We start from the raw sequence: 14,667 nt of genomic DNA on the forward strand, positions 1-14,667 counted from the left end.
CGGCGACTCGGAAGCTGCTCCCGAAAACGGAGCAGTGTGCGAGGGGTGCTCGGGTGGCTGGTGGTGGCGGGGTAGAGCCGGCGACCTCAGGCGGCCGCGCGGCGGGCTCTGATCTCGTGGCGCTTGCGCAGTGCCATGGCGAGGGCGATCTTGCGGGCGTCGATCGACAGCTCGCGGAGCATGCCCGAGATCGGGTTCGTGTAGCCGGTGAACCACAGCCCCCTCGCGCCCCGGGCCGTGCGGCCGCCGCGCTCGACGGGCCGGCCCTTCTCGTCGAGCACGCCGAGGTGGCCGATGAGCGGCTCGAGTCCTTGGGCGTAGCCGGTCGCGAGGACGACGAGGTCGGGCTGGAGTCGCGTGCCGTCGGCGAGCACGACCGTGTCACCGTCGAACTCGCGGAGCGCCACCACCGGCTCGACCGCGCCGGACCGGATCGCGTCGATGATCCCGACGTCCTGCACCGGGATGGCGTTGTCGCGCTCGACCCGGGTCAGCAGGCCGGTGGCGGGGCGTGGCAGCCCCTGCGCCGACAGGTCGGGCGTCTGGAGGCGTTCCACGATCGGCGCCACCCGGTCGACGAGGGCGGTGGGCAGGCGCCGCACGGCGATGCCGGTGTACTGCGCGGCATACGGTCCCGTGTTGCGACGCAGGATGTGCGGCACGGTCCGGACGGACAGGCGCACCCGCGCCGCGCCGTGCTCGACGAGGTCGACGGCGAGCTCCGTGCCGGTGTTGCCCGTGCCGACGACGAGCACGTCCTTGCCGGCGTGTGCGGACCCGTTGCGGTAGTCCCGGGCCAGCACGACGTCACCCGAGTAGCCCTGCAGGCCAGGCACGTCCGGCTCGCGCGGCGTGTGGTTGAAGCCCGTCGCGACCACGGCGTACGGCGCCGTGAGCGTCGTCCCGTCGCCCAGCGTCAGGGTCCAGGAGCTCCCGTCGGCGGAGCGGTCGACGCGGCTCACCTCGGTGCCGAGCCGAACGTCGAGCCGGTGGTGGGTGGCGTACAGCTCGAGGTAGCGCACGACGTCGTCACGCGAGACCCAGCGGCCCATCGACTTCGGTATCGGGAAGCCCGGCAGGCCGGAGAGCTCGCGCGGGGTGTGCAGGTGGAGCCGGTCGTAGTGTCCACGCCACGACGTCCCGACGCCGCTGCTCCGTTCGAGGACCACGCCGTGCAGGCCGCGGGCCTTGAGGGCGGCGGCCGTGGCCAGCCCACCCGGGCCGGCACCGATGATGTATGCGTCGACCGGGACGCTGCGCTGGGTCACCGGGCCAACGTAGTCGCCCCACCCTCGACAGTTCTCGGCAAACCCTGTGCCGATCGTCGCCGGAGCACCATGCTGGAGGCGTGACCCCCCAGTCGGTCGCGACCCCCTCCGGGGAGTCGGGTGCCGCCCCGAACATGTTCACGCGGGAGCGGATCGGTGAGGGCGGCGCGGCCCGCGTCGCCACCCTCGTCGCACTGCTCGACGCGCAGGAGCAGCAGCCGGCCGTCCGGCGCCTGCGGGCATGGGCGTTCGAGGCCCTCGCCCCGCAGCCGGGGGAGTCGGTCGTCGACGTCGGCGCAGGCACCGGCACGGAGCTGCGCCGCCTCGCAGAGGCCGTCGCACCCAACGGTCGCGCGGTAGGCATCGAGCCCAACCCGGGACTGCGCGAGGAGGCCGCGCGTCGGGCGGCGCTGCTCGGCTCGGCAGCGACCTTCATCGACGGGGACGCCGCCGACCTGCCCTTCACCGACGGTGCCGTCCACGTGCTCCGCTGCGAACGCGTCTTCCAGCACCTCCACGACCCGGAGGCCGCGGCGCACGAGTTCGCGCGGGTCCTCTCCCCGGGCGGCCGGGTCGCCGTCCTCGACAGCGACTGGGGCACCGTCATCAGCCATCCCGGTGACCCCGACGTCGTGCGCCGCTACACCGAGGCGAACTGGCGGCGCATGCCCAACCCCTTCGCAGCCCGCCACCTGCCGAACCAGCTGCGGGCCGCGGGCCTGCTCGTCGACCACGACATCGGGTCGGCCGCGCTCGTCATGCCGCCACGCGCCCTGCTCGGCAGCGGCGTGCTGCACCGCAACGCCGACGCCGCCGTGGAGGAGGGTGCGCTGACCCGCGACGAGGCGGACCAGCTCCTCGCGGACGCGATGGCTGCGGCTCGTGCCGGGACGGCCTTCTTCTCCGTGACGATGTTTGCCGTCATCGGGCGCAAGCCCGACGGGTAGGTCCCCGGCCGGTCCCTCAACGTCGGGCGGCTGGCTCTTCCGCCCCGACGTGCTGCTCCAGCCACGTGGTGAGCGGACGGACGGCTCTCCACGTGTCGCGCACCACCGTGAGGGCGCGTCGCGTCGACAGCCACGCCGGCGTCCCGAAGTCGCGGGAGACCATCAGCTCCTTGTGACGGAGCGTCGCGATGCGTGGGTGGCTGACGGCATACCCCCTCGGTGCGGTCTTGACCTGCTCGCCGAGCAGCTCGAAGTCCTTGCTGCGCAAGGTGGCCAGGACGCCCTCGAGCTCGAGTCCGCTCGACGGCGCGTCGACGGCCGCGCGGAAGCGGGCCGTCTGCGCGGGGCTCGCCGCCCGGAAGCCGCCACCCGCGCGCAGCCCGTCCGCACTGACCTGGACGTAGTAGCCGAGGATCGTGCCGGCGCCGACGAGGGCGCCCTGGTGGGTCTTGTAGGGCGACTTGTCGGCGCCGAAGCGCACGTCGCGGTTGGGCCGGAAGAGCTTCGCCTCACCGAACTCCTCCTCGAGGCCGTCGAGCAGGGCGAGCATCGGCTCACGCACGTCGCGCTCGTATACGTCCTTGTGGGCGAGCCACCAGTCGCGGGAGTTGTGGTCCTCGAGCTCGGCGTAGAAGGACAGGGCTGCAGGAGGGAAGCCGGAGAAGGCGGCGGGCGCGGTCATGTGTCGACTCTGACACCGGGACCGACTTGTTAGGCAAGCCTTGCCTGTGCTTTCCTGAATTCCGTCACGAGGGCGTGGCGTAATTGATGGAAACAACCTGAGAGAAGGCACCGTGCTCGCGAGCAACGCGCTCATCGGACTCCGGGAAGGGCTCGAGGCCGCCCTCGTGGTGGTCATCCTCGTGGCCTTCCTCGTCAAGACCGACCGTCGCTGGGCGCTCCGCCACGTGTGGACCGGCGTCGGCATCGCCGTCGCCCTCTCGGTCGCGCTCGGCGCCCTGCTCACCTACGGCACGAAGCAGCTGACCTTCGAGGCGCAGGAGCTCATCGGCGGCACGGCCTCGATCATCGCGGTCGTCTTCGTCACCTTCATGGTCTTCTGGATGAAGTCCGCGTCGCGCACCATCTCGGGCGAGCTCAAGGGCAAGCTCGACAAGGCCATCGACATGGGCCCCTTCGCCATCGCCCTCGTCGCCTTCCTCGGCGTCGGCCGCGAGGGCCTCGAGACGGCGATCTTCTTCTACGCCACGGCCGAGGCCGCCGGCCAGGGCAACAACCAGCCGCTCATCGGCTGGGTCATCGGCCTCGGCGGCGCGGTCGTCCTCGGCTGGCTCATCTACCGCGGCGCCGTGAAGATCAACCTCACGAAGTTCTTCCGCTACACCGGCGTCCTGCTCGTGCTCGTGGCCGGCGGCATCCTCGCCTACGGCCTCCACGACCTCCAGGAGGCCGGCTTCCTCCCCGGCCTGACGACCCTCGCCTTCGACGTCAGCGCCACGGTCGACCCGGGCAGCTGGTACGCCACCCTGCTCAAGGGCATCTTCAACTTCACGCCGGCCACGACCGTCCTGCAGGCCGTCGCGTGGGTGCTCTACGTCGGCATCGTCCTCACCCTCTTCCTGCGCCCGGCACGCCCGACGCCGCAGGCCCCCGCCGTGACCCCGAACGGCACGGCCAGCACGTCGCGGCCCTCCGTCGCCGCCTGAGCGACCGTCCGACCGAGCCGTCGCCACCACTCCTCACTCGCCGAACCCCTCCAGGAGAACCGCCATGCCCCGCCCTGCCCTGCGTCGTTCGACCCGGGTCGTCGTGCCCGTCGCGCTCTCGCTCGCCGCAGCCCTCGCACTGACCGGCTGCGCCGACAAGCCGGGCGCCACCGGGGGCTCCACGGCGGCCGGCGCCGGAGGCCCGATCACCGTCAACGCCACCGACACCGCGTGCGAGCTGAGCGCCACGACCGCCAAGGCCGGGACCGTGACCTTCCAGGTCACGAACTCGGGCAGCAAGGTCAACGAGTTCTACCTCTACGCCGACGGCGACCGCATCGTCTCCGAGGTCGAGAACATCACGCCGGGCCTGAGCCGCGAGCTCAAGGTCGAGATCACCGAGCCCGGCACCTTCACGACCTCGTGCAAGCCCGGCATGGTCGGCGACGGCATCCGGGGCACGTTCACCGTGACGGGCACGGCCGCCAAGGGCAGCGCCGACTCCAAGGTCGCCAAGTCCATCGCCGACTACAAGGCCTTCGTCGCATCGGAGGCCGACGAGTTCGTCACGGGCACCAAGGAGTTCGTCGCGGCGGTCAAGGCCGGCGACGTCGCCAGGGCCAAGTCGCTCTACGCCCAGGCTCGCCACCCGTGGGAGGCCATCGAGCCCGTCGCCGAGAGCTTCGGAGACCTCGACCCCAGGATCGACGGCCGCGAGGACGTCATCGCCGACGGCATGGCCTTCACCGGCTACCACCGCCTCGAGAAGGACCTCTGGAAGGACGGCCTCCAGAAGGACTCGGGCGCCATCGCCGACCAGCTCCTCGCCGACGTCACCGAGATCGCGGCCAGGAGCAAGACGGTCGAGCCCACGGCCCTGTCCATCGCCAACGGGGCCAAGGCACTCCTCGACGAGGTCGCGACCGGCAAGATCACCGGCGAGGAGGAGCGCTACTCGCACACCGACCTCTGGGACTTCGACGGCAACCTCGAGGGCTCGCTCCAGGCGCTCGCCGTGCTGCGCCCCGTCATCACCGAGCGCGACCCCGCGCTGCAGAAGGCCCTCGACGCCCGCTTCACCGAGCTGTCGAGCCTGCTCGCGAAGCACAAGGCCGGCGCCGACTACAAGGCCTACACCGCGCTGACCGACGCCGACCTCAAGGAGCTGACCGTCTCGCTCGACGCGCTCTCGGAGCAGGTCTCGAAGGCCCCCGGAGTCGTGGAGACCAAGTGACCGACGACGGTCTGAGCCGCCGCCGACTCATCGGCGCCTCGGGGACGGCGGCCGTCGCCGGCGTCGTGGCCGGGGCGAGCGGTGCCGGAGCCCTCGCCCTGCGAGGGGATGCCGTGTCGCGCGGTGACGGTGCCGCCGCCGCAGGTGCCACGCCGTCCACCACGGCATCGGCCCTCGCGCTCGACGCCGCCATCCCGTTCCGCGGCGCGCACCAGGCCGGCATCGTCACGCCGGCGCAGGACCGGCTGCACTTCGTCGCGCTCGACGTCGTGACCACGGACCGTGACCAGCTGCGTCAGCTGCTCGAGGACTGGACCCGCGCCGCCGAGCGCATGACGGCCGGCGCCGAGGCCGCTCCCGGCGGCCTGGTCGGGGGTGGCCCCAACCGCGCACCCGAGGACACGGGCGAGGCCTACGGGCTCCCGGCCTCCGGCCTGACGATCACCATCGGCTACGGCCCGTCCCTCTTCGACGACCGGTTCGGTCTCGCGGCGAAGCGTCCGGCCGCGTTGCAGGAGCTGCCGCCCTTCACCGGCGACCAGCTCGACCCGCGCCGCTCGGGCGGCGACCTCTGCATCCAGGCCTGCGCCAACGACCCGCAGGTCGCGGTCCACGCCGTGCGCAACCTCGTCCGGCTCGGTTTCGGCGTCGTGGCCGTGCGCTGGTCGCAGCTCGGCTTCGGCCGCACCTCCTCGACGTCGACCGCGCAGGCCACGCCGCGCAACATGTTCGGCTTCAAGGACGGCACCAACAACCTCAAGGCGGAGGAGCCCGAAGGCCTCGCGCAGCACGTGTGGGTCGGCGACAGCGACGAGACCGGCGCCGCCGCGTGGATGGCCGGCGGCTCCTACCTCGTCGCGCGCCGCATCCGCATGCACATCGAGGTCTGGGACCGGACGAGCCTGCAGGAGCAGGAGGACGTCATCGGTCGCGACAAGAAGGAGGGCGCGCCGCTCGGCGCGACCAAGGAGTTCGACACCCCCGACTTCGCGAAGAAGGGCCCCGACGGCGCGCCCGCGATCCCCGTCACCGCCCACGTGCGCCTGGCCCACGAGAGCCGGCTCGGCGGCATACGCCTCCTGCGACGCGGCTACAACTTCACCGACGGCTCCGACGGCGTCGGCCACCTCGACGCGGGGCTCTTCTTCCTCGCCTACATGCGCAACCCCGGCAAGCAGTTCGTGCCGATGCAGCGGGCGCTCGCCAAGGCCGACGGGCTCAACGAGTACATCGAGCACAACGGGTCGGCGGTCTTCGCGTGTCCGCCCGGCCTGAAGGACGGGGAGCACTGGGGCCAGGCGCTCTTCGCCTGAGCGGGCGCGGCGACCGCGGCTACTGGCTGACGCGGACCGTGAGGCAGCCGGGGCGCACCGTCGCGCTGACCTCGCTCGCCTCACCGATGACGTCGCCGTCGATCTGGACGGGGACCGGACGGTCGGTGCGCACGCGGATCTCCTTGCACACCTTGTGGTCGAGGGTCGGGTGGCCCTTGCGCTGCCGGGTGGCGACGCGGGTCGCGACGGGCACCCAGCCGACGACGCCGCGCGGCGAGGCGATGACGGTGTCGAGCTGCCCGTCGTCGACGCGGGCGTTCGGCATGAGCACGAGGCCGCCCAGCAGGCGCCCGCAGTTGCCGATGACGACCATCCGCGCACGGCGCCGGAACTCGAGCTCGTCGTCGACCTTGACGGCGATGCGGAACTCCGGGGAGACGAGGTGCTTGAGTCCCGAGACCATGTAGGCCGGCCAGCCGACCTTGGCCTTGAGGTTCTCGTTGGTGCCGGCCATGATCTGCGCGTCCATGCCGATGCCGCTCATGACGAGGAAGTAGTGCGTCTCGGGGTCGCCACTCTCGTCGGGCGCGTCGTCCATCGGCGCCGACCCGATGACGATCTCGCCGACGTCGATGCGGCGGTTGCGACCGGTCAGGGCGACCGCGACGGCTGCCTCGAGCGCGACGGGCAGGTCGAGGTTGCGAGCCAGCAGGTTGCCGGTGCCGGCGGGAAGGATGCCGAGGGCGGTCTCCGTGCCGACGAGCGCGCTCGCGACATTGCGCACCGTGCCGTCGCCGCCGAGGGTGCAGACGATGTCGGCGCCGTCCCGGACCGCCTGCGCGGCCTGGCCCTGGCCCGGGTCCTCGATGGTCGTCTCGTAGAAGAGCGGCTCGCCCCAGCCGTTCGCCAGGCACGCCGCCGAGATGCGGTCCCGCGCCGCCGGCAGGTCGCTGAGCTTCGTCGGGTTGATGACGACGCCGGCGCGCTTGAGCGGTGCGGGCGGCTCGTCGCCGTTGCGGAAATGGTCGCGGGGCGGGCGCGGGCGCCGACGTCGCGTCGCGGTCACCTCGGGGACGACGCGGGTCAGGACCAGACCTCCGATGACCAGCGCCAGCACGACGAGGCCGGCGATGATCCACGGCAGGTAGTCCTTGAGCACGAAGACATACGCTATCCCGCGGGTCGGGCGCTCCCCGAATCGCCGGCGGCCCCCGGCCCTAGGCTGGCCGCATGAGCGAGCCCCCCACCGATCCCGGGCCGTCGACGCGGGACGACGCGGACTGGACCTGGGTGCTGACCCGCCCGTGCCCCGACTGCGGCTTCGACGCGGCAACCACCGACCCGGCCGACGTCCCAGGGATCCTGCGTGACGCCGCGCGGTCGTATGCCGCCCGGCTGGGTCGCGACGACGTGCGCACCCGACCGGCCGAGGGGGTCTGGTCGCCGCTCGAGTACGCCTGCCACGTCCGCGACGTCTGCGACGTCATGCGCGGACGGCTCGAGCAGATCCTCGCGGGCGAGGGCGCGCTCGTGCAGTTCGCGAACTGGGACCAGGACGAGACCGCTCTCGGGGCCCGGTACTGGCGCTCGGACCCCGAGGTCGTGGAGCGCGATCTCACGGAGGCGTTCGAGACGGCGGCGACGGCATACGCCCTCCCGACGGGTACGCAGTGGGAGTGGCCGGCGCTGCGCAGCAACGGCTCGCAGTTCACGGCCCGCACCCTCGCGCTCTACTTCGTCCACGACGTCCACCACCACCTCTGGGATGTGACTGCATGACCCTGCCCATCGACGTGCCCCTCCAGCTGCCCGAGCCACGCACGCCCGACCCGCACGATGCGCCCGCCATCCGCTGGGGGATCCTCGCGCCGGGCGGCATCGCGCACACCTTCGCCGACGCCGTCGCGGTCGGCACCGCGTCCTCGGTCGTCGCCGTCGGGTCGCGCAGTCGCGAGCGCGCGCAGGACTTCGCCGACGAGTTCGAGGTCCCGCGGGCCTACGGGTCCTACGAGGAGCTCGTCGCCGACCCGGAGGTGGATGCCGTCTACGTCGCGTCGCCGCACTCCGAGCACCGCGACCACGCGCTGCTCGCCATCCGGGCCGGCAAGCCGGTGCTCGTCGAGAAGGCCTTCACGCGCAGTGCGGCCGAGGCCCGTGAGGTGCTCGACGCCGCTGCCGAGCAGGACCTGCTCGTCGTCGAGGCGATGTGGAGCCGCTTCCTGCCGCACTACGACGTCGTGCGCCACGTCGTCGAGACCGGCCTCATCGGCGAGCTCGTCGCCGTCTTCGCCGACCACGGCCAGCGCCTCTACCCCGGCGGCCCCGCCCGGCTGTCCCAGCCCGAGCTCGCCGGCGGTGCGCTGCTCGACCTCGGCGTCTACCCCGTGTCGTTCGCCGACATGGTGCTCGGCGCGCCCTCGTCGGTGTCGGCCCACGGCACGCTGACCGACCTCGGCGTCGACGCCACGACGACCATCACCGTGGCCGGCGCCGGCGGAGCGCACGGCGTGCTGTCGTGCACGATGGCGGGCGTCACGCCGTGCAGCGCCGTCGTCGCCGGCACGGAGGCGCGGCTCGAGCTGTCCAGCACCTTCTATGCCGGCGGGTCGACGATCCGGCTCGTCGACCGCAACAACGAGGTCATCGACGAGCGAGCCGGGGGCCTCACCGACGACGTGCGTGGCTTCTCCTACGAGGCGGCCGAGTTCGCCCGCTGCCTCGTCGCCGGCGAAACCGAGTCGCCGCTCCTGCCGCACGCGACGACGCTGCGCGTGATGGAGACGATGGACGCCGTGCGGCGCCAGATCGGGGTCGTCTACCCGGGCGAGTGACGCGGGCCCGGGCAGCCCACCAGATCAGGGCATCACCCTGCCGAGGTGATGCTCAGGCCGGCGGTGACGGCGAGGATCGAGTGTCATGACGACGACGACATCGCTGACCGCGCCCATGGCCGACCTCGTCCGCGAGACCGAGCCGGACCGCCTCGCCGAGCTGGGTGAGGACGAGCTCATCGAGCTGCACCAGAGGGTGCGTCGGGCCCGCAACAAGCACGTGGGCCTCTACCGGCGACAGGCCAGCGCGCGCGTCCCGGCCAAGGGGGCCAGGGGCGCGGCGCGGCCGGCCAACCGGCTCAACGCCGACCGCGCCGAGGTCTTCGAGCTGGCCCTCGCCCGGGTCAGCGCCCGCCTCGGCGTCGTCGCTCGTGCGGCGGCCGCCGGGCTCAAGGCCGAGCGTCTCGCGGCGGCCCGGGAGGTCAAGGCCGGCACGGGACCCGGGTCGGTGGCGTCGTCCGTCGGGACGGGGTCGGTGCCCTCGACCAAGCGGCGCGCGACGAAGACGACGGGTGGCCTCAAGCGCGACGCCTCGTCGCAGTCCCAGGGCGCGCGCAGGCAGGCCCGCAAGGACTCCCGCTAGACCGCACGGACGCCGCCGGTGCATGGCAGACTGCCGCCACCGGCACGGCGCCGGTGCGTGGACGGGGGGTTGCACGGTGTTCGACATGTCCGGCATGGAGGGTCTCGTCCTCCTCTTCATCGCGACGGTGGGCGTGCTCGTGGTCGGCGTGTTCGGCTTCGTCGTCGTCAAGGGCGTCTCGCAGTGGCGGGCCAACGAGGCCAGCCCCTTGCGCAGTGTCGACGCCCTCGTCGTGTCACGCCGCACCGACGTGCGTCGACGCTCCGGTTCGACCGCGCTGCCCGGCGCGGACCCGGGCGCACCGACGGTCGCCGGCACGCCCGCGACCTCGAGCACGACCTACTTCGTGACGTTCGAGGAGCCATCGGGCGAACGGCGCGAGCTGCAGGTCAGCGGTCAGGACTTCGGCCAGCTCGCCGAGGGCGACCGCGGGCACCTCATGCACCAGGGCACGCGCTTCAAGGGCTTCACTCGCCAGAACGTCGTCGACGGACCCCACTGACCCCGCTCGCGGTAGCGCCTGCCGACCGGTCGCGAGCGGCGGAGCGGTGTGGCACGTCACGAAGCGGGTACGGCCAGTCCCACCACACGACGCGCCCCGGACGGGGCGCCACACTCACCAGGGACTCGGCATGACGGCATACAGCACCATCGTTCGGGCGACGCACCTGCTCACCAGCGCGGCCTGGTTCGGGGGGTCCCTGGCGGGCGCCGCGGCGCTCAACCCGGCCGCTCGCGTGGGGGAAGACGCCCGCGAACGGGCCGACATCGCCGACGAGGGTTGGCGCCGGTGGGGTCCGATCCAGGGAGCCGCGATCGGACTGCACCTGCTCAGCGGCGTTGCCATCCTCGCCGACAACCGTCGGCGCGTCCTCGGACACCGCCAGACCGCGGCTGCCGTCGTCCTCAAGACGGCGCTCACGGGCACAGCCATCGCTCTGAGTGCCGAGGCCTACCGCTCCGGGGCGGAGCTGGGCGATGCACTGGAGCGTGCCGACACGGATGCGGCGGCCCAGAAGCAGGCGCGGGACCTCACCCGGCGAATGAGCTGGCTCCAGTGGGCGACCCCCGCGACCACGGCAGGACTGCTCGTCCTCGACACCTACCTCGGTGAGCAGCAGCGCGGCGTCGCGGGTCTGCTCGACCCGCCCTCCAGCCTGAGGCGCCGCTCGTGAGGCGTGAGTTCGAGTTCGCCTTCGAGGGGCGCTACCGCCTGCCCGCCCTCGCCTTCGGGGTCACACCGGCCACAGCGAGGGTCGTCGTCACCGACACGGAGCTGCACGTGCGGTTCGGCCTCTGGCGACTGCGCACCCCGCTCGCCAACGTCGCCGGCACGCAGGTGAGCACGGGGTATGCGTGGTACCGCACGGCGGGTCCGGCGCACCTGTCCCTGGCCGACCACGGCGTCACCTTCGCGACCAACTCGCGGCAGGGCCTCTGCGTGTCGTTCGTCGAACCGGTCCCGGCCATCGAACCCACCGGCAGGCTGCGTCATCCGGGCGCGACGGTGACCGTCGCCGACCCGGACGCCCTCGCTGCCGCCCTGCGGCGCTGACGGATCGAGCACCGCTTGCCGGGGCGCGGACAGGCCCCGCCGGATCGCCCGGCGGGGCCTGTCGCTGTTCGTCGCGGCGGGGGCCGCTAAGGGGTCACGGACTGCACCACGACGTCCCCGGTGCCGACGAGGACGTTGGCGTCGGTGCGCACCTGCACGGAGCCGAGCAGGACCCGGCCTGCGGCCGGCGCCGCATTGGCGGTCACGGTGCCCGGAACGGTCCAGGACGACCCGGCCGGCCGGAGGGCGTTCGCGTCGGTGACGGCGACCGAACCGAAGGCCGGGTTGGTGAACACGTCGACGTAGCTGAACGTCGTCGAGCCCGAGGGCACGGCGTAGCCGTCGACGAGCGTGACCCAGGCGCCCGCCGTCGGGTTGGCGATGGTCACCGACTCCTCGCTGTCTCCGTCGGCGGACTGCCCAGCCAGCACGCAGCTGCCGGTCGTGCAGTTGTAGACGTAGAGGTCGAGGTCGGCGCCGGTGTCGCTGGCGGACCCGATGGTGGCCCGCAACGACGTCGAGCCTGCCGTCACGGACACCACGCGTTGCTGCTGCACTCCGCCCGTGATGGTCGGAGTCAGCGTCTTCGCGCTACCCAGGGTTGTCCCGACGGCCCGCCCGGTGAAGGCGCCGAAGCCGTTGGTCAGGGTGTAGCTGCGCGCCACCGGCGTCCCGAGCGTCGCCGAGGCGATGACGTCGGGGTTGGGTGAGACGGTTGCCCCGAGGATCGACATCGTCAGCGTGTAGGGGGCGTTCTCGGTGTCCGACGTGCGCCGGGCCTCGACGGTGACCTCCCAGACGCCGGCCTGCGGGTTGCTCGTCGTCCGACTGGTCGGCGAGCCCACGCAGCTGCCCGAGCTGGGCGTGTAGCAGCTGAGCGACGAGTTGTCCTCCAGCGAGACGCCGTACGGGTGGAACCGCAGGAACCGGATCTGACCCGCGCCGGGTGTGGCCCCGCCTCCTTGGAGGTCGACCTTGAAGGCCGGCGTGCGGGCGGGGACGGAGACGAAGTAGCTCGTCACCTGGTTGCGGCCGATGCTGCCGGTTCGGGTCACCGTGTAGTTGTCGGCGGCGGTGAAAGCCTCCGCAGCCACGACCGTGTTGAGCGTCTGCTTCTCGATGCCGGCCGTCGACGGGTCGTCGAGGTTGAGGATGGCCGAGTGCGTGCCCGCAGCGGTCGGGTGGACGGTCACGCTCAGCGTGGTCGGGGTGTTGAGCGGCAGCGCCAGCGTCGTGGCTGACGCGAAGGTGCCGTCGTTGCCTGACCAGCTCAGGTTGTAGGTGCGGCTCCCGCCTCCGCCCGAGGTCCTGGTGAAGGTGTAGACGCGGGTGAGGGTGTCCCCTGCTGCGACTCCCTCACGGTCGTAGATGCCCTCGCCCCGCCCCGGCGTGGCCAGGAAGCCGGACAGGATCGTGTGCACGTCGACGGACGAGCTGATGTCGACCGGCTTGAGGTTCGACCTGAGCAGGTTCCAGGCTGCGCCCACGTCGATGAGCCCGTTGCCCTGCTCGTAGGCACCGTAGCGGCCGAGCAGGCGAGCGGAGGAGGTGAGCGCCTCACGGAGCTGAGCGGGCTGGCTCTGCACCCCTGCCTGCTTGGCAGCACTGACGAGCAGCGACCCGACTCCGGCGGCCTGCGGGGATGCCATGGACGTGCCCTGGAGCATGGAGTAGCCGGCCGGGAGCGCGTAGGTTCCGGCCACGGGGGACGAGGTCTCCCACATCGGGGTGGTGGAGATCGCGGCACCCGGGGCGACGATCTCGGGCTTGAAACCGCCGTCCTCGCGCGGGCCGCGTGAGGAGAAGCCGTGCAGGTTGTCGACATAGGTCGAGTCCGAGCCGTAGTTCTTCTGCCAGGTCTCCTTGCTGATGTAGGAACCGACGGCAAGGACACGGGAGGCAACAGCCGGGTCACCGATCGTGTTCACTCCTGACCCGTTGTTGCCGGCCGAGATGAAGATCTGGACGTTGTACTGCTCGACGAGCCGGTTGTAGAGCACGGCCCGGGTGTTGTTGCCGTCGTTGAGCGCCGGGAGTCCGCCGATCGACATGTTGATGACGTCGACGTTGCCCTGCTTGGCGATGAACGTCATGCCCTCGATGAGGGCGTGCGAGGTGCAGCCGGTGATGAACATGCACACCCGGACGGACTTGATCTTGGCTCCGGGGGCCGCGCCGGACATGGCACCACCGAACATCTGGTTCGCGGCGGTGATGCCGGCGACGTGGGACCCGTGCTCACCGGACGCGATGCCGATGTTGACGACCTTGTTCTTGCCGTCCGTCTGCACGACGAAGGGCATCGACTCGTGGATGTCCGTGGCCGGGTTGTCGGTCCCGAAGTGACCGACGTCGAACTTCTTGGCGTAGTCGGTCAGGACCTGGTCGTTCGCCAGGTTCCGGTCCTGGTTGGTGTCGACGCGGACCGTGCCTGCGGTTGGGTCCCACAGGACCGCGAAGCGGTCGGTCGTGTCGCCGTCGCGGTTGACGTCGCTGCCGACCTCACCGCCGAGGCGCGGGTCACCCTCGGTGAACATCGCCACCCGGTAGCTCCCGGCGGGTGCCACGTAGCTGTTCCCGTCGAAGCTGAAGCTCGGTCCTGTGACCTGCGTCGACATCTTGAGCCACGTCGGGTCGTCGTCGGTGAACGGGTCGGTGGCGGTGACCCAGTCGGTGATCTTGCGCTCTCCGGTGGTCGTCGTCGCCAGGGCCGGGTGGTCGAGGTCGACTCCGGAGTCCACGATGCCGATGGTGGTGCCACGGCCGTCCCACGTCGGGTGTGCTGCCGTGAAGGCTGCGGCGCCCGTGTCCCGGACGGGCATGTAGGCGTTGTCACGGGGAGTGCCGGCGCCCGGTGGTGTCTGGGGAGTCGCCGGCTGGGCGCCCTGCGGCGTCGGGTCGTCCAGCGGGATGACCTCGTCGAGGTCGGCTGCGACGATGCCGCTGAGGTTGGCGGCCGTGTCGACCTTGTCGATCGGCACGATGGCCCGGATGTAGCTGACGTCGCCGTCGGCCTTGCTGATGACCGCACCCAGCGACCTGAGCGCGGTGGTGACCGAGTTGTTCTGCCCGGGTGTGGCCGCGATGAGCAGGGTCACCGTGCGCGAGCCGTTCGCCCGAGCCGTGGCCAGCAGCTCGCGGTCATGCTTGCCGAGCTGTGACTGCTTCGCAGGGCTCGCGGCGGCGCTCGCAGCCGCCAGGGCTTGCGGCGCGGTGACGGCACAGGCTGCGACGACCCCGAAGGCCGAGAGCACCACCGCCGTGCGCGTTCTGAAACTGAGGGTCTTGCGCATCGATCCACCTCTTCG

Annotated in this window: 14 protein-coding genes; 10 read left to right on the forward strand and 4 right to left on the reverse strand. The window is 71.9% G+C overall.

The genetic code is table 11. The annotated features are described in order from the left end of the window. Nucleotides 1-86: 86 nt before the first annotated feature. Complete coding sequence (locus ABD831_RS10845; protein WP_344945763.1) at nucleotides 87-1,268, reverse strand: flavin-containing monooxygenase; 1,182 nt, start codon at nucleotides 1,266-1,268, stop codon at nucleotides 87-89. Nucleotides 1,269-1,348: 80 nt separating this feature from the next. On the opposite strand from ABD831_RS10845, the gene ABD831_RS10850 reads away from it, so the two are divergent. Beyond that, nucleotides 1,349-2,215 (forward strand): methyltransferase domain-containing protein, encoded by an 867-nt coding sequence (locus ABD831_RS10850; RefSeq protein WP_344945766.1) that lies wholly within the window; start codon nucleotides 1,349-1,351, stop codon nucleotides 2,213-2,215. Nucleotides 2,216-2,231: 16 nt separating this feature from the next. On the opposite strand, the gene ABD831_RS10855 is transcribed toward ABD831_RS10850, so the two are convergent. After that, nucleotides 2,232-2,897: a DUF2461 domain-containing protein gene (locus ABD831_RS10855; RefSeq protein WP_344945769.1), complete on the reverse strand. Its 666-nt coding sequence runs from the start codon at nucleotides 2,895-2,897 to the stop codon at nucleotides 2,232-2,234. 112 nt (nucleotides 2,898-3,009) lie between these two features. On the opposite strand from ABD831_RS10855, the gene efeU reads away from it, so the two are divergent. From efeU to efeB, 3 genes are all read left to right on the forward strand, one after another. Beyond that, nucleotides 3,010-3,882, forward strand: coding sequence for an iron uptake transporter permease EfeU (gene efeU / locus ABD831_RS10860; protein ID WP_344945772.1), 873 nt, complete (start codon nucleotides 3,010-3,012; stop codon nucleotides 3,880-3,882). A 64-nt stretch (nucleotides 3,883-3,946) separates the two neighbouring features. After that, complete coding sequence (gene efeO, locus ABD831_RS10865; RefSeq protein WP_344945775.1) at nucleotides 3,947-5,116, forward strand: iron uptake system protein EfeO; 1,170 nt, start codon at nucleotides 3,947-3,949, stop codon at nucleotides 5,114-5,116. Then, nucleotides 5,113-6,429 carry an iron uptake transporter deferrochelatase/peroxidase subunit gene (efeB, locus tag ABD831_RS10870; protein ID WP_344945779.1) on the forward strand — a complete coding sequence of 439 codons (1,317 nt, stop codon included), beginning with the start codon at nucleotides 5,113-5,115 and terminating at the stop codon, nucleotides 6,427-6,429. Before efeO ends, efeB begins: the two co-directional genes overlap by 4 nt. A 19-nt stretch (nucleotides 6,430-6,448) precedes the next feature. Here efeB and ABD831_RS10875 read toward each other — a convergent pair whose 3' ends face one another. Beyond that, a complete protein-coding gene (locus tag ABD831_RS10875) occupies nucleotides 6,449-7,549 on the reverse strand; it encodes a diacylglycerol/lipid kinase family protein (RefSeq protein ID WP_344945782.1) in 1,101 nt (366 codons plus the stop codon). A gap of 71 nt (nucleotides 7,550-7,620) precedes the next feature. Here ABD831_RS10875 and ABD831_RS10880 point away from each other — a divergent pair, with 71 nt between their 5' ends. The 6 genes from ABD831_RS10880 to ABD831_RS10905 all read left to right on the forward strand — a co-directional run bounded on the left by ABD831_RS10880 (nucleotide 7,621) and on the right by ABD831_RS10905 (nucleotide 11,359). Next, nucleotides 7,621-8,169, forward strand: coding sequence for a DinB family protein (locus ABD831_RS10880; protein WP_344945785.1), 549 nt, complete (start codon nucleotides 7,621-7,623; stop codon nucleotides 8,167-8,169). Then, complete coding sequence (locus ABD831_RS10885; RefSeq protein ID WP_344945788.1) at nucleotides 8,166-9,221, forward strand: Gfo/Idh/MocA family protein; 1,056 nt, start codon at nucleotides 8,166-8,168, stop codon at nucleotides 9,219-9,221. Before ABD831_RS10880 ends, ABD831_RS10885 begins: the two co-directional genes overlap by 4 nt. An 85-nt stretch (nucleotides 9,222-9,306) precedes the next feature. Then, entirely contained in the window at nucleotides 9,307-9,804 is a 498-nt protein-coding gene (locus ABD831_RS10890) for a hypothetical protein (RefSeq protein ID WP_344945791.1), read from the forward strand. Nucleotides 9,805-9,889: 85 nt separating this feature from the next. Then, nucleotides 9,890-10,306, forward strand: coding sequence for a DUF2500 domain-containing protein (locus tag ABD831_RS10895; protein ID WP_344945794.1), 417 nt, complete (start codon nucleotides 9,890-9,892; stop codon nucleotides 10,304-10,306). Nucleotides 10,307-10,436: 130 nt separating this feature from the next. Continuing rightward, on the forward strand, nucleotides 10,437-10,979 hold the full coding sequence (locus ABD831_RS10900; RefSeq protein WP_344945797.1) for a hypothetical protein: 543 nt from the start codon (nucleotides 10,437-10,439) through the stop codon (nucleotides 10,977-10,979). Next, nucleotides 10,976-11,359: a hypothetical protein gene (locus ABD831_RS10905; RefSeq protein WP_344945800.1), complete on the forward strand. Its 384-nt coding sequence runs from the start codon at nucleotides 10,976-10,978 to the stop codon at nucleotides 11,357-11,359. Before ABD831_RS10900 ends, ABD831_RS10905 begins: the two co-directional genes overlap by 4 nt. Nucleotides 11,360-11,445: 86 nt before the next feature. Here ABD831_RS10905 and ABD831_RS10910 read toward each other — a convergent pair whose 3' ends face one another. After that, nucleotides 11,446-14,652, reverse strand: a complete 3,207-nt coding sequence (locus ABD831_RS10910) for a S8 family serine peptidase (protein WP_344945803.1) — start codon at nucleotides 14,650-14,652, stop codon at nucleotides 11,446-11,448. Between the last annotated feature and the right edge of the window lie 15 nt (nucleotides 14,653-14,667).

The organism is Terrabacter ginsenosidimutans, assembly GCF_039539425.1.
In the GTDB taxonomy this organism is placed as follows: domain Bacteria; phylum Actinomycetota; class Actinomycetes; order Actinomycetales; family Dermatophilaceae; genus Terrabacter; species Terrabacter ginsenosidimutans.